General features: G+C 27.8%; 12 protein-coding genes. 1 reads left to right on the top strand and 11 read right to left on the bottom strand.

Translation table 11 applies throughout. The annotated features are described in order from the left end of the window. Nucleotides 1-118: 118 nt before the first annotated feature. The 8 genes from TVTCOM_RS04610 to TVTCOM_RS04575 form a co-directional block, all read right to left on the bottom strand. A complete protein-coding gene (locus TVTCOM_RS04610) occupies nucleotides 119-2,089 on the bottom strand; it encodes a [FeFe] hydrogenase, group A (RefSeq protein WP_434798675.1) in 1,971 nt (656 codons plus the stop codon). 211 nt (nucleotides 2,090-2,300) lie between these two features. Further along, nucleotides 2,301-3,356, bottom strand: coding sequence for an ABC transporter substrate-binding protein (locus TVTCOM_RS04605; RefSeq protein ID WP_434798674.1), 1,056 nt, complete (start codon nucleotides 3,354-3,356; stop codon nucleotides 2,301-2,303). 24 nt (nucleotides 3,357-3,380) lie between these two features. After that, a complete protein-coding gene (locus TVTCOM_RS04600) occupies nucleotides 3,381-4,058 on the bottom strand; it encodes an ABC transporter permease (protein WP_434798673.1) in 678 nt (225 codons plus the stop codon). A gap of 98 nt (nucleotides 4,059-4,156) precedes the next feature. Continuing rightward, a complete protein-coding gene (locus tag TVTCOM_RS04595) occupies nucleotides 4,157-5,008 on the bottom strand; it encodes an ABC transporter permease (protein ID WP_434798672.1) in 852 nt (283 codons plus the stop codon). Next, nucleotides 5,001-6,062 carry a spermidine/putrescine ABC transporter ATP-binding protein gene (gene potA, locus TVTCOM_RS04590; RefSeq protein WP_434798671.1) on the bottom strand — a complete coding sequence of 354 codons (1,062 nt, stop codon included), beginning with the start codon at nucleotides 6,060-6,062 and terminating at the stop codon, nucleotides 5,001-5,003. The genes TVTCOM_RS04595 and potA overlap by 8 nt, the downstream gene beginning before the upstream one ends. 205 nt (nucleotides 6,063-6,267) lie before the next feature. After that, the gene (locus tag TVTCOM_RS04585; RefSeq protein ID WP_434798670.1) at nucleotides 6,268-6,807 is read right to left on the bottom strand and encodes a helix-turn-helix domain-containing protein; all 540 of its coding nucleotides are present in this window, start codon (nucleotides 6,805-6,807) and stop codon (nucleotides 6,268-6,270) included. A gap of 629 nt (nucleotides 6,808-7,436) precedes the next feature. Further along, complete coding sequence (locus TVTCOM_RS04580) at nucleotides 7,437-9,065, bottom strand: IS1182 family transposase (protein WP_434798669.1); 1,629 nt, start codon at nucleotides 9,063-9,065, stop codon at nucleotides 7,437-7,439. A gap of 151 nt (nucleotides 9,066-9,216) precedes the next feature. After that, the gene (locus tag TVTCOM_RS04575; protein WP_434798668.1) at nucleotides 9,217-9,537 is read right to left on the bottom strand and encodes a hypothetical protein; all 321 of its coding nucleotides are present in this window, start codon (nucleotides 9,535-9,537) and stop codon (nucleotides 9,217-9,219) included. A gap of 216 nt (nucleotides 9,538-9,753) precedes the next feature. On the opposite strand from TVTCOM_RS04575, the gene TVTCOM_RS04570 reads away from it, so the two are divergent. Continuing rightward, on the top strand, nucleotides 9,754-10,281 hold the full coding sequence (locus TVTCOM_RS04570; protein ID WP_434798667.1) for a DUF2812 domain-containing protein: 528 nt from the start codon (nucleotides 9,754-9,756) through the stop codon (nucleotides 10,279-10,281). A gap of 29 nt (nucleotides 10,282-10,310) precedes the next feature. Here the strand turns inward: TVTCOM_RS04570 and TVTCOM_RS04565 are convergent, their stop codons facing one another. The 3 genes from TVTCOM_RS04565 to udk form a co-directional block, all read right to left on the bottom strand. Continuing rightward, nucleotides 10,311-11,792 carry a PH domain-containing protein gene (locus tag TVTCOM_RS04565; protein ID WP_434798666.1) on the bottom strand — a complete coding sequence of 494 codons (1,482 nt, stop codon included), beginning with the start codon at nucleotides 11,790-11,792 and terminating at the stop codon, nucleotides 10,311-10,313. 13 nt (nucleotides 11,793-11,805) lie between these two features. Continuing rightward, nucleotides 11,806-12,297, bottom strand: a complete 492-nt coding sequence (locus TVTCOM_RS04560; protein WP_434798665.1) for a PH domain-containing protein — start codon at nucleotides 12,295-12,297, stop codon at nucleotides 11,806-11,808. A gap of 150 nt (nucleotides 12,298-12,447) precedes the next feature. Further along, nucleotides 12,448-13,062 (bottom strand): uridine kinase, encoded by a 615-nt coding sequence (gene udk / locus TVTCOM_RS04555; protein WP_434798664.1) that lies wholly within the window; start codon nucleotides 13,060-13,062, stop codon nucleotides 12,448-12,450. Nucleotides 13,063-13,305 lie beyond the last annotated feature (243 nt).

Here is a 13,305-nt window from a genome sequence, read left to right as displayed (position 1 = left end):
TTATTTACCATATATAATACCACAACCTCTTAAATTCATCTAATTTTATCAATTAATATAATTTTACATTACAAAAAAGATAGAGTAGTAAATACCCTATCTTCTATTTATTATAATTTTATATTTCATTATTCTTATTAATATTAAAATCTGATTTAGGTCTTGCAAAATATCTAGTATGAAGTAATTCATGAGCCTTATGACTTAGTGGATAATCTAAATATTTATCATAAATAGCTTGTACTGCTGGATTTTCTTTTGAAACTCTCATGTCTTTACTTCTATCTATGCTATTTAATCCTTCACCTCTATTTTTTATAACTTCATCTTTATTTTTTCTAACTTTAGGTTGACCACCGCCACCTATACATCCACCTGGACAGGCCATAATTTCTATAGCATGATAGAATTCTTCTCCATTTCTTATTTTATCAAGCATTTTTCCTGCTTCTTCTAATCCATGAGTAACACCTATTTTTAGATTTAAATCTCCTACATTTACTTCACAAGATCTAAATCCATCCCATCCTCTAAGAGATTCAAACTCAATCTTATCAAGTCTGTTACCTGTCATATTTTCTAAAGCAGTTCTAAGAGCTGATTCTATAACTCCACCAGTTCTTCCGAATATAATACCTCCACCTGTGTATTCTCCAAGTATTTGATCTATTTCTTCATCTTCAAGTTCTTTTAAATCTATTCCTGAGTCTTGGAAGATTTTTATTAACTCTCTTGTAGTTATTACATAGTCAACGTCATAGTTTAAACCACGAGAAAATTCTGGTCTAGATGCTTCGTATTTTTTTGCAACACAAGGCATTATGGCAACAGATGTTACGTTGTCTCTTTTTAAACCTTTTTCCTTTGCCCAAATATCTTTGGCAACTGTGGCGAACATTTGCATTGGAGATTTTGCAGTTGATGGAACATCTAGCATATCACCATAGTTTTGCTCTATAAATTTAACCCATGCCGGACAGCATGATGTTAGCATTGGTAATTTTATACTTTCATCTCCTGCGAAATATTTTTCTAATCTATCTTGTAACTCAGCAGCTTCTTCCATTATTGTTAAATCAGCAGCCCATGTTGTATCAAATACATAGTCTACACCTAATTTTCTAAGTCCTGCTGCAAGTTTTTTCTCCACATTATCTCCAGGGTCAAATCCAAAAGCTTCACCTATTGTAACTCTAACAGCAGGCGCCATTTGAGTTATTACAAGCTTGTTTGGAGTAGACAAGTCCCTTATAAATTTTAAAGTATTATCTCCTGCTGTTATAGCATCTACTGGACAAGCAGATATACATCTGCCACAATGTGTACATCTATTATAGTCAATATAATGTTGTTTTTTACGCTCTCCAGATATACAACTTACTGGACAAACCCTAGCACAAGCTCCACATCCTATACATTTGTCTGTAATAGTAAGTTTTATTAAGTTGTTACATTGCATTGTGTAGCATTTATCTTCTTCTATATGTTGACTAATTTCATCATAGAAGTTTTCTAAAATTTCTTCCATAATGTTATGCTTTTGATTTAAAGTTTCTTTTACTTGTTCTGCAATAGTTCTAAGTAAGTAAACATCACGCATATCTGATTTTCCCTTACTTATTCTATCTAAAATTCTCCAAACTCTTTCAATTTGGTCTTTAACTTTAACATAATCCTCTAATGGTTCCCCATTTTTCATTGACCCTATTACAGAATCTATATAGAATTTTGAATATTGAACTATACAATCTTCTTCTGATAATACATTTATTGCTCTAATATAATTATCAAATAATGCAAAATCTAATTCTTTATCTAAATCTTTTTTACATAAAAATCTTCCATATGGTGGAACTCCCACATGAGCTCCTTTGAATTTTTTTTTATTTAATATGCCCCCAGCTAATTCAATAATATCCGCAAGTGTGGCACCTTCTGGAACATCAACAATCCCACTGTTATTTACTCTTCCACATATAGCCACTTTTCTTGGGCTGCTTTGGGTCATGTTTTTTAATTCATCTTCACTAAATACAGAAAAAACAGATCCTCTATTACTATGTAACATAGTTGGCTTAGTATTTGTCATATAATCCACTCCTTTTTACACTTATGCTTAAATTGTGCCACTTTCCCACATTATATACTCAAAATATATTTTTTACAATTGTCTCTAAAATATTTGGAAAATTATGTATATACAGACTTATTTTCAAATTCAAAAGGCTGATGTAAATAAGAAGTTATTTTCTTATTTACATCAGCCTACAAAATCAAAATAGGATAATTAAGTTAAAAAACTATTGTGATTTTATTCTTGTCCAAGCATCATCATATAGTTTTAATACATCTGATGGTAAGTTTAAAAATGTTTGACATTTTTCTAAAACTTTTTCATCTGGATAAGCATTTGGATCATTTTTAAGTTTGTCACTTAGTAAATCAAATGCTGCTTTATTTGGAGTAGAGTATTGTATGTACTCTACGTTTTGTGTTGCATTTTCTCCATCTAACATGAAGTTTATAAATTGTTCCGCTTCTTTTTTGTTTTCTGCAGTTTTTGGTATACACATAGCATCTATCCATTGGTTAGTTCCAGTCTCTGGTATATAGTACGCTAAATCAGGATTTTCTTCTATCATTACTGATGCGTCTCCTGAATAGTATATTCCCATAGCCGCATCACCAGCTATTAATCTATCTTTTCCGTCATCATTTACATAAGCTTGAACAAGTGGTAATTGTTCTATTAATAAGTTTTTAGCTTCTTCTATTTCTTTTTTATCTTTAGTATTTATTGAATACCCTAATTTCATCAAAGCAATACCCATAGTGTCTCTAACAGAGTCTAACATTTGTATTTGACCTTCATATTTTTTATTCCAAAGTATATCCCAGTTTTTTAAATCTTTTTTATCTACTTTAGTTTTATTGTAAACTATACCAAATGTTCCCCATAAGTAAGGTACACTGTATTTATTGTTCTTATCATATTCAGTAGTTTTAAAATTATCCATCATATTCTTTTCATAATTAGGTATATTTGAATAATCTATTTCATTTAACATGTCTTCTTCTTTTAATTTTTCCACCATATAGTCAGATGGGAATATTAAATCGTAATTACTACTTCCACTTTTAAGTTTTTGATACATTGCTTCATTTGTATCATAAGTTTCATATACTACTTTTATACCTGTTTCATCTTCAAATTTCGTTATAAGATCTTCATCTATATAGTCTCCAACGTTATAAACATTTAAAACTTCACTTGATTTAGAACCTCCACAACCTACCAATATAGATGCAGTCATTATGAAAGTTAATGCTAGCGCAGATATTTTTTTAAATTTCATATTTTATCCTCCCTTAATACGATCCTAATTATTTGTTGCCTTTTTATTTTGTGATATATTAGATAAAGCTAATAATATAAGAACACTTACAAACATTATTGTAGATAATGCATTTATCTCTGGTGAAATACCTCTTCTTGTCATTGAGTATACTTCTATAGCTAAGTTTGTTACACCATTTCCTGTTGTAAAGAAACTAATAACAAAGTCATCTATTGACATTGTAAAAGCTATAATCATTCCAGATATTATACCTGGTTTTATTTGTGGTAATACTACTTTTCTAAGGGCATACCATGGTGTTGCTCCTAAATCTAGAGCTGCCTCTTCAATATTTGCTGGTAATTGTTTTAACTTAGGTAAAACAGAAAGTATTACATAAGGTATATTGAAAACTATATGAGATAATAACATTGTAGTTAATCCAAATTCCATATTAACAAATACGAATAATGACATTAATGCCACCCCTGTTACTATATCCGGATTTAATACGGGAAGGTAGTTTACATTTAAAAGTAATCCTCTTAACTTCACTTGTCTCATCTTATGTATACCTATTGCTGTAATTGTACCTACTATTGTTGCAATTACAGACGCTACTATTGCTACTAGCAAAGTATAATATAGAGCATCCATTATTCTGGAATTATCTAATAATTTTTCATACCATTTTAATGAGAATCCATTCCACTTGGCCATGGATTTTGATTCATTAAATGAAAACACTCCTAGTGTTATTATTGGTAGATATAAAAATATATACACTAGAGTTAAATATATATTTGATGTGAATTTCTTTATAATAGTAATCCACCACCTTCCTTGTCTGAATCGTCACTAAATTTATTCATTATTGCCATAGTAATTAAGATTACTATCATCATAAATAAAGATATAGCTGAACCAAAATGCCAATCCCCAACAGACATAAACTGTTGCTCTATTAGGTTACCAATCAACATAAATTGGCCTCCACCTAGCAATTTAGAAATTACGAAAGTGGATACTGCTGGCATAAATACCATTGTTATTCCTGATACTACTCCTGGCATGCTAAGTGGAAGTATAACCTTAGAAAACACTTGTCTTCCATTAGCACCTAGGTCTTTTGCCGCATTTATTAAGTCTTGATCCATCTTTGATAATACAGTATAAATTGGTAATATCATAAATGGTAAAAAGTTATAAACCATACCTAAAAGTACTGCTGAATCTGTGTATAAAATATTAATCGAATTTAGTCCTATTGTATTTAAAAATGTGTTTAGTATTCCTTCTCTGCCAAGAATTGCTGACCATGCATAAGTTCTAAGTAAGAAGTTCATCCACATTGGTATTATAGCAAGCATTAATAAAGTACTTTGTCTAGACACTTTTGATTTAGATATTATATAAGCTGTAGGATATCCAATTAATAAGCATAATATTGTTGATATTACTGCAAGTGTTATGGATCTCCAAAATACTTTAAAGTATAATGGATTCATTAATTCCTTAAAGTTTTCTAAGCTGAAAGCGTAAATTCCACCTTCCATTTTTGTAAAACCAAAGAATACAATTAGAAATAAAGGAATTACTATGAATAATGCACTCCATAAAATATATGGAGATGTTATCTTTAAGCCTAATTTATTATCACCTTTACTCATTTGACTCCTCATCCCCTATTTTTTTCATGATATGTATGTCTTCTGGGTATATATCCATACCTAATTTGCTTCCAACCTCTGCTGATTTAGTATTATGAAGTAACCAAGTTAATCCACAAGAATCTACTGTCATTTCATAGTGAACCCCCTTGAATACACAAGACGTTACTTCACCTTTTAACATACCTTCTTCTGGTTTAACCATTTTTATATCCTCTGGTCTTATAACAATCTCTATTTCTTCATTCTTTTCAAATCCTTTATCTACACATTTGAAACTTTTTTCACAGAATTCAACTAAATAATCTTCATGCATAATACCATCTATTATGTTACTTTCACCTATAAATCTAGCAACAAAAGCATTTTCTGGCTCATTATAAATATCTTCTGGAGTTCCCATTTGTTGTATTTTACCTTTATTCATAACAACAATAGTATCTGACATTGATAATGCTTCCTCTTGGTCATGAGTAACAAATATAAAGGTTATTCCTAATTGTTTTTGTATATTTTTAAGTTCTCTTTGCATTTCTTGTCTTAATTTCAGATCCAATGCACCTAAAGGCTCATCTAGTAAAAGTACTTTTGGCTCATTTACTAATGCTCTTGCTATGGCAACCCTTTGTTGTTGACCACCACTTAATGAATCTATACTTCTACCTTCAAATCCTGGTAGTGCCACAAGTTTAAGAATTGTTTTAACTTTTTCATTTATAGCCTTTTGTTCCATTTTTTTTATTTTTAATCCAAAAGCTATATTTTCATATACATTCATATGTGGAAATAAGGCATATTTTTGGAAAACGGTATTTACTGGTCTTTCGTATGGTGGTATTTCATTTACATTTTTACCTTGGAATAAAACACTTCCATCATCAGCAAATTCAAAACCAGCTATTATTTTTAAAGTAGTTGTTTTACCACATCCACTTGGTCCTAGTAAAGTTAAAAATTCATTTTTTCTTATATCTAAATTAAGGCATTTTAATACCTCATTGTCTTCATATGTTTTTGATATATTTTTTAATTCAATTATGTTCTCTTGTTTCAAATATAAACACCTCTTTTATTCTAAAAAATTCCCTTCGCTCATAACGTCAACGAGATGTCTTCGCTATGGCTTCACACAACTCCGTTATTTAAAATTCCCTTCGCTCATGACGTCAAGGAGATGTCTTCCCTATGGCTTCAGACAACTCCGTTGCTTAAAATTTGCTTTGCTCATGACGTCAAGGAGTTGTATTGTGTCGTCCCTATTAAAACATTGGTGGTGTACTTACCCAAACCACTTTCGCTTCGTTTTTACCTGGGTTAGAAATATAGTGATTAGCTCTAGGCTTAAAGTAAAAACTCTCGCCCTTTCTTACTTTATTTTTCTTATCTCCTAAATGAAGGAATATTGAACCCGTTAGAACATATCCGAATTCTTCACCTTCATGCGGCTTATCTTCTTTATATTGTCCACCTGGTTGTAGGGTTATTATTATAGGTTCCATATCATTTTTTTGTGAATTTGGAACTAACCATTTTAATGTGTATTTTAGATCTTCGTCTTCCGTTTCGAACATATCATCCTTTGTAAAGGTGATTTTTTCATCGCTTATTTCATTGAAAAACTCTCTTAAATTTGTTCCTAAGATATCTAATATATCTATTAAGGTTGCAATAGAGGGTGACGTTAAATTATTTTCAAGTTGAGATATAAATCCCTTGGATAGTTCGCATCTGTTTGCCAATTCTTCTTGGGTCAGTTGCTTTTCTATTCTCATTCGTTTAATTTTTCCACCTATATCCATAGCAACACCTCCCTTTTATCATATAAAATTCATTTCAATAATTTTATGTCGATTTTTATTTTTATTATTAGTAAATTTTTAGTTTAATAAATTCAACTTAGTTTTTACTTTCCATGTTATTATAGGTAAACATTAAGTTTATAATTTCTAAACACCAATAGATATTATATATAATTTAAAGCTATTTTTCAATAGCTTTTTTGTTTTTTTATTTTTTTCGATAAACTTTAAAAGCCTGTAAATAGCTTGTTTTTATTATTTTCACCTTTTTAAATGTTTATATTAATTATTAAAAAGTTTAGTATGTCTAACCGTTTTCTTATTTAATATGATTTTTATAATTGAAATATACTAATATTAATAATAAATTCATTTAATATAAATTTAAATTTTCATAAATTTTTTGGTGAAATAATTTGTCCTAAGTAAATTGTAATATTTTGTTATTTTGAAGATAAAAAAAGAGGCTGTCGCATAAACGATTGAAAAATCGTTGGGCGATAGCTCCTTTTTACTTATTTAAAACTCAAAACTACTGAAAATAATTTTATTTCACTTATATTTACTAAAAATAAGCATGACAAATAAAGGTATTTGAAATACCGTTTTTTTAGCTATCTATATTAAAATTAAGCGATTTTCTTTAAAGGATGAAGGGATGTTTTACATTTTCCATTTTGTATTTTATTATGCAATTTATTTATGTTATAAGCCATTCCTAATAAAATACATTCCGCTAAAATATTTTTTTCACCTTTACATAAAAACCTTCTAAATTCCATGTTTTGTTTTATTTGAGCGAATGCTCCTTCGGCTTGAATACTTCTATTCATTCTTAGTTGAATACCTTCGGTACTCACTATTCTTTGTAAATTTCCTTTACGTTTTTCATTAAATACTTTTGAAATATTAAGTTTTTTAGTTCTATCTTCTAAAGGAGTTTTACAGTTATTTCCTTTAATGCATTTAGTTTTAAATTGACATCCTTTACAATCTTCGCACATATAACAAGTTATTTCACACTTGTATCCAGTTGTACTTTTTCTGGTTTTTGTGCTAGTAACAGTTAATTTCTTATTGTTTTTACATAGATAATAGTCATCTTTATCGTTGTAAGACATATTATCCATTCTACCAATATCATTTTTATATTTTCTTGTTTTACTAATTTCATAATTAGCTGGTTTTATAAATGATTGTTGTCCATTTTTTTCTAGATGTACATAGTTTTCTTCACTTTCATATCCTGAATCAGTTATTACTTTAGGATATTTAAAACTTAAATATGACTCTGCATTTTGTAAAAATGGTATTAGAGTAGTTGTGTCAGCTGGTTGAGGTCCTGCACTTATCCAGACTATATATTCAGAATCAACTCCAAACTGAACGTTGTAAGCAGGTTTTAATTGACCATTTTTCATATGATCTTCCTTCATTCTCATGAAAGTGGCATCTTTATCTGTTTTAGAGTAGCTATTACGTTCACCCATTATATGTAAATCTTTAGTGTATTTTTTTAATCTATCAATATAGCTATCTAATTCTTCAATAGATTTTTGAATAGGCGATTTTCTTTTACCTTTACCATAAACAAATACAACATCTTCTTCATTTGCTATTTTCTTAAGTTTTTTTAGTAATTTTTTTAGATGATGCATTTTGATTTTGTTTTTATAAATTAATTTGATACCAAAATCTTGTTCACATTTTAAAACGAAATTAGGTATTTTATCCATCATTTTTTGCATATTTTTTGTTACAGCTTTTTTCCAAACAAAAGTATATCTATTAGATGACGCTTCTATTTTAGTACCATCTATAAATATTGTTTCTTTTGAAATTTCATTTTTATCTGCAAGCATATTTGCTAATTGGACAAGTAATTCTTCAGATACTGGTGCGAAATGTATACTACGAAATCTGGCAATTGTTGAATGATCTGGAGCGGAGGCTCCGCCTAAAAGATACATAAAATTAACATCTCTTTTGCATGCATTTTCTATTTTTCTTGAAGAATATAAGCTATTCATATATCCGTAAACAATGATTTTTAACATTTCTCTTGGGGTTATTGTATTTTCTCTAATTCGAGAATAAGTCTGATATAACTTTTCTAAATTCATCTCCTCTATAGTTTGACTTAATAACCTCACTGAATCATCTTTTGGAATTAAATAATCAATCTCTAGTGGTAATTTTAATTGATAATTATCACCATACTTAGTATAATCAATTTGTATAATATTTTGTTTGGTCATAAAATAATTATACAAAAATCCCAAGATCTTTTGAACTTGGGATTTATTTTTTTATGCAAAAAGGGCATCGCCCTATTTTTTTAGTGCGACAGCCCCTTTTAATTTACTATTGTCTATTTTTATAAATTAGATTATTCTTAATTTCAATTCCTTATTTTTTTAGCTTATTTTCTTTTGCGTAATACTCTTCAGACAATATTTTTTTTACTGATTTGCTATATTTATTAACTAAATTACCTAAATCATTTGTATTTAAATTATATTTATTAACTTCTTTAACCTTATGACCTTTTATATCTTTATTACTAATTTTATTTATAAAGCTTTGCCATTTTCCTCTTGCGTTATTTTCAATACATATATCTTTCAAACTCTTGTTTTCACTTTTATTAAAATTAATTACTAAAGCGCCACACTTCCTACAGTATTCCTCGTTATGTTTAATCATCGCACCGCATTCTCTACAAATCATTACAATACCTCACTTCATTTATTAATTTTACATTCTTATACTATATTACAATTTTAAATCATTATATATAAAAAGTCTTTAATTTAGTTTAATTAAAAAATTAAATTCTTTATACTTAACATATGCTAAATATGGTTCTATACTTATTATATAAAATAAAAAATCATATAAATATAACACATTTAACTATTCTCAGGCTTTAATTGGAGGGCTCTTATGATTATTTATAAATTTTTTGCACTTGGTGAATATGAGAAAAAAGAAAAATGGATAAATATAATGTGTTCAAAGGGCTATGCTTTAAATGGTTGTAGCTTTTGTAAATATAATTTTGAAAAATGTAATCCAGATGAATATCATTACTTCCTTGAGTTGTTAGAAAACCTTTCTTCTTCTCCTAACCAAGAGGACTTTCTTAATTATTTAGAAGATGAGTGGAGCGTTGAATATGTATGCCACTATAGAAATTGGGTATTTTTCAGAAGAAAGAAGTTGTTAGGTAAACTTAGTATATTTTCTAATGTGCAATCTAAGATTTATTATTTTAAACGAATATTAATATTTAGATTTTTTGCATTTATATTGTTAATTTCTTTTTCAATACTAAATATTTTATATTCTCCTAAAGGATCTACAGATAAAACTTTTGCTTTGCTGTTAATTTTAGTAACCATAATAGTTTTTGCTGTAAATATACCAACTTTTATAAAATATCATAAATTAAAAAAATCAGATGAATTCTAAGGTTACATTAGTTTTCATCTGATAATTAACTATAAAATTTTATCTTTTAGTTTTTCAAATAAACTACTATTATAGTATCCTAAAGTTCTTATACCATTACCAAGGCTGGCTAAAATATGAAGCTCTCCTCTACACAGGCCTAACTTACTACTTACAGGTGTTTCTCTAACATTCATATACTGTACTTTTTCATATTTAATAATACTAATTTTTTTAGCAAAAACTCCCCAAGACACAGACATACTATCATTCCCCATATAAAGTCCGCAAGTTATATAGGACATATAATAAGATAATACTAAAATTAAAAATATTAAAAAATCAATTCCTAAAAATAGTAATGGTGAAAGACCTGTGTCAAACTTATAAATACAATATAAAATTAAAGAACAGAATATTGTTCCAAATATAATCTCAATAATCTTTATTATATGATGATTTTTCGATTCTCTTTCTAAGTTTAAGTATTCTTCCAAATTTAACTCTGGAAGTAAAATTTGCATATTTCTTATAAAGTCTTCTTTATTGCTAGACAATAAAATTTGAGACCCTTCAGACTTATCGTCTCCTACACCAATGGTTACTATATCACTTTGATATTTTTTAAATACTCTAGATATGCAGGATTGTTTAATATTTAAAGCGTTAATTCTGTTTATTGGTACAGCAAACTTTTTCATTTTTAATAAACCATAACTTATGTAAAGCTTGTCTTTTTCACGTTTAATCGAAAAATTATAATATCTAATTAAATCTCCAAAAAAGAATTTAAGTATAGAAATACAAGAAGTAATTAATACTAGGGCCAGTGCAAAAAAACCTTTAACACCATCAATTCCAACTGAAGTAAATGCTACAAATCCTATCATCCCTAAGTTAAATATAAAGCCAAATAATGATAGATTATAAAAACAATGCTTTAATACATCATTTACAGAATAAACTATGTCATACTCTATATTTTCATAATCAAAATAGATTTCATCTCCTAATGAGTTAATATTTATATTATTTTCATCACTCTGTACGTTCTTTAATTTTTCATTATTCATAAGAGATAAAACTTTATTTTTAAAATCATAAGCATGCTTCTTAGAAAGTAAAATTTCTATATCTGTTGAATTGGCTGTAGATAAGCTATCTGTATCAATTTTTATTTTATAAGTTCCAATTATTCTTTCAAAAACATTTTGCTCCAAATTTATATTTGATATATTTTTAATTCCAAATGTATTTTCCTTAGAATTAATTGTATTTCTTTGAATAATTATTGTATTTTCTTCTATGGTTATAAAGGTTTTAGCCCAAACCACAATATTGTAAATTAAAATCAGAGCTAAAACTCCAAGAATAGCTCCTAAAATTAATAAATTTTCACTATTATATCCTCCTTTTGCCATTTCTTCCAAATCATCTAAGTTTGTAAAAAATAAAAAAAACAATGCTGTAATAACTCCACATGCTTTTTCAACAATAATACTTGGATGACATCTAAATTTTTCTTCACTCATAAATGCCACCCCCTTATAATAAATTGTCCTGTTTCTCTAATCTTGATTCTATAGCTACTTCATTTATTTTTTTCTTAAGAGTATCAGCTATAAATTCAGACTTTTCATCTTCTAAAAATCTAATTGTAACATCTCCACCAGCTGTAGTAACAATTACTTTTGACAATTTAAACATCCTATCAATAGGACCTTTTTCTATGGCTATTTTGTGAAGTCTTTCTATAGGAACTATACCTCTTTTTATAAAGATAAATCCTTCTTTAACATCAATAGCATCTTCTGTAATAGAATATCTATATCTTTCGTATCTTATTTTTGGTGATACTATTAAATATAAAAAATCTAATAAAACTAATCCTATCATAATATTTACAACAATTTGTGAAAAGTGATGACCAAATATAAGCCAAATCACAAATAAAATACTACTAGTAATTAAAAATTGTACCAATGAGGCTACAAACATACAACTTATAGATTTCTTGCTTAATTTTTCATATTTCATTAAAATTCCCCCCCTTTAAAACAAATTAAGTTATTAACTCATTTTATTATATTATAATTTACAAATAATTCCTATAGAGTTATAATTACAATTTGTTAAGGAGCGATAAAAAAGCAGCTTATTAAATTCATAATAAACTGCTTTTAGTAATTATCCTAATATTAATTTTAAATGCTCTTGTAGGATATGTATACCTGTAGTATTCTCTCCACCTCTTGGTATTATTATATCAGCATGCTTTTTAGAAGGTTCTACAAATTGCTCATGCATTGGTTTTACAGTATTAACATATTGTGCTAATACTGACTCAACACTTCTTCCTCTTTCCTTTGTATCTCTTAATATACGACGCATTAAACGTTCATCTGCATCTGTATCAACAAATACTTTTATATCCATCAGATCTCTAAGTTCAGGATCTTCAAATATTAGTATTCCTTCTACTATAATAACTTTTTTAGGGTGAGCAAGCACTGTTTCTTTAGCTCTAGTATGTTTAGTATAATCATAAACAGGAACTTCTATTTCATTTCCCGCTTTTATTTTTTTTATGTCTTCTATCATTCTTTTTGTTTCAAAAGATGATGGATGATCGTAGTTTAAATTTTTTCTTTCTTCAAGAGTTTTATCATTATTAGCTTTGTAGTAGCTATCATGACAAATTAACTCTATATCATCCTTAAAAAACTCTTTAATATAACTTACTATAGTTGATTTTCCTGATGCAGTTCCACCTGCTATACCAACAACACTCACTTGTTTCATATTATCTTCCACCTACTCATATATTTTTACACTTACTTTTACCCAAATGTAAAAGTCCGTTAATTATCTATATCTGAAATATTTTATCATATTTTTATAGATAATTGACATGGGAAAAATAACCATACGAATTTAATTATACAAATAACCTGGTCCTATTTATGTTATGTATCTTATAAATTTTTATCAAATTATTTTAACATTCTTTGTTTAATTTGTATCAATAGTTATTATTTCAACTTA

The organism is Terrisporobacter vanillatitrophus (assembly GCF_051148895.1).
In the GTDB taxonomy this organism is placed as follows: Bacteria; Bacillota; Clostridia; order Peptostreptococcales; family Peptostreptococcaceae; genus Terrisporobacter; species Terrisporobacter vanillatitrophus.
This window is presented reverse-complemented; position numbering and strand designations above follow the sequence as displayed.